This window comes from Sphingomonas parva (ex Maeng et al. 2020) (genome assembly GCF_004564275.1).
Classification (GTDB): Bacteria; Pseudomonadota; Alphaproteobacteria; order Sphingomonadales; family Sphingomonadaceae; genus Allosphingosinicella; species Allosphingosinicella parva.
The window spans coordinates 1-1,481 of sequence record NZ_SPDV01000111.1 but is presented as its reverse complement, the minus strand read 5'-3'; the positions used below and the strand labels follow the sequence as shown (position 1 = coordinate 1,481).

Below are 1,481 nucleotides of genomic sequence, written 5' to 3'. Positions count from 1 at the left end.
GCGGCCGGGGCGCCCAGGCCTGCGACGACGCCGTGCCGGCCCCTCCGCGCGGCGCTGCCGCACGATCCCCCTCCGCGTACCGGGAAGGGAATTGCGCTGCGGCGGCGCAGCGGGGGGCGCGGCGCCTCTATAGGGAAAGCAGGCACGGCGCGTGCCGCGGCCGCCGGCCGCGCGGCGTCGCATGACAGGAGGGAAGATGCTCGTTTCACTGGCTCTGCTCGGCGCCCAGGCGGCGAGCGCCCCCGCCCCCGCCCCCGCCCCCCCGCCCGCGGCGGACTGGCGGCTGGTCAGCCTCGCCGACGATACTCTGGTCTTCGTCGACAAAAGCAGCGTCCGGCCGGACGGCGGCCGCGTCGCTTATACCGCCTGGACCTTCTACAAGGAGGCGAGCGCGCATGGCGACAATTACCGGCTGGTCCTCTCCGCCGACTGCGCCGCCCGGACGACGCGGACGCTCGGCCTGACCTTCTACCGGGGCGACGCGGTCTCGGGCCGGGCCGGGCCCGATCCGGAAGAGCGTGCGGTCGAGCCCGGCTCGCTCGGCGCGGACCTGCTGCTTTATGCCTGCGGCACCTCCGGCCGCGAGGAGACGCCGACCATCGCCGACCCCGCCGCGGCGGTGCGGCGCTTCTGGAGCGCCAGGCCGCAGGGGGCGGGCGCCGGGGAGTAAGGGCGCCGCGGCCGGCGACCCCTCCGGCGCGAGGCTTCCCCGGCCCCTCCTGCGCGCGGGAGGCGGGGGGTGCACGCTCGTCTCCCCGTCGGTCGCCTTCGTCGACGCGGGGGTGCGGCGCGGGGCGGGCGGGGGTAGGCCGGGCGTGCGCGCGCCGCCGGCGGCGCGGGCGTGCAGCACGGACGGGGGTGAGCGTGACGTCGCGAATCTGGCGCAGGGCGAGGGAGCGGATGGGGCTGAAGGCGATCGCCGGCGGGGCGGTGGTCGGCGCGGCGATCGGCTTCGTCGCGGTCAACGCTCTGGGGCACCTCCGGCCCGAGCGTTACGACGTCGCCGCCGGCCGCGCGTTCCGCTGCACCGTGCTCAGCGTCTACGACGGCGACGGGCCGATCAACTGCGCCGAGACCGATCTGAGAGGCCGGCCGATCGCGGTGCGGCTGCGCGGCATCGAGGCGCGCGAATATGACGACAGCTGCCAGCATCCCGAGCTCTGCCCGACCGCCTCGGGGGCGGCAGCCAAGGCGATCCTGGTCGGCCTCGCCACCGGCCGGCTCGACTGCGTCTCCTACGGGCCGTCGTTCAAAAGGGTCGACGCGCGCTGCGCCAATGCGGCCGGCGCCGACCTCTCCTGCGCGATGCTGAAGAGCGGCACCGCGGTGCGCTGGGCGCGGTTCGATCCCGACGGGCGGCTGAAGGGCTGCGTGCCGCCCTCGGGGGTGCGGGCGGAGAGGGTGAACGGGCCGGCGGGCGATGCCGGAGCGGACGCGCTGTGACGGCGTGCGCGGCCGTCGCGTCCCTGCCGCGCCGCACG

General features: G+C 76.8%; 2 protein-coding genes. Both read left to right on the top strand.

All coding sequences use genetic code 11. The features are described from left to right. Positions 1-196 precede the first annotated feature (196 nt). Complete coding sequence (locus tag E2493_RS20950; RefSeq protein WP_135090722.1) at positions 197-670, top strand: surface-adhesin E family protein; 474 nt, start codon at positions 197-199, stop codon at positions 668-670. A gap of 194 nt (positions 671-864) precedes the next feature. Then, on the top strand, positions 865-1,443 hold the full coding sequence (locus E2493_RS22030) for a thermonuclease family protein (protein ID WP_225421634.1): 579 nt from the start codon (positions 865-867) through the stop codon (positions 1,441-1,443). Positions 1,444-1,481: the final 38 nt, after the last annotated feature.

What these genes read in the sequence shown, in the direction of transcription:
- E2493_RS20950 (WP_135090722.1), top strand. Translation starts at nt 197, where the DNA reads ATGCTCGTTTCACTGGCTCTGCTCGGCGCCCAGGCGGCGAGCGCCCCC.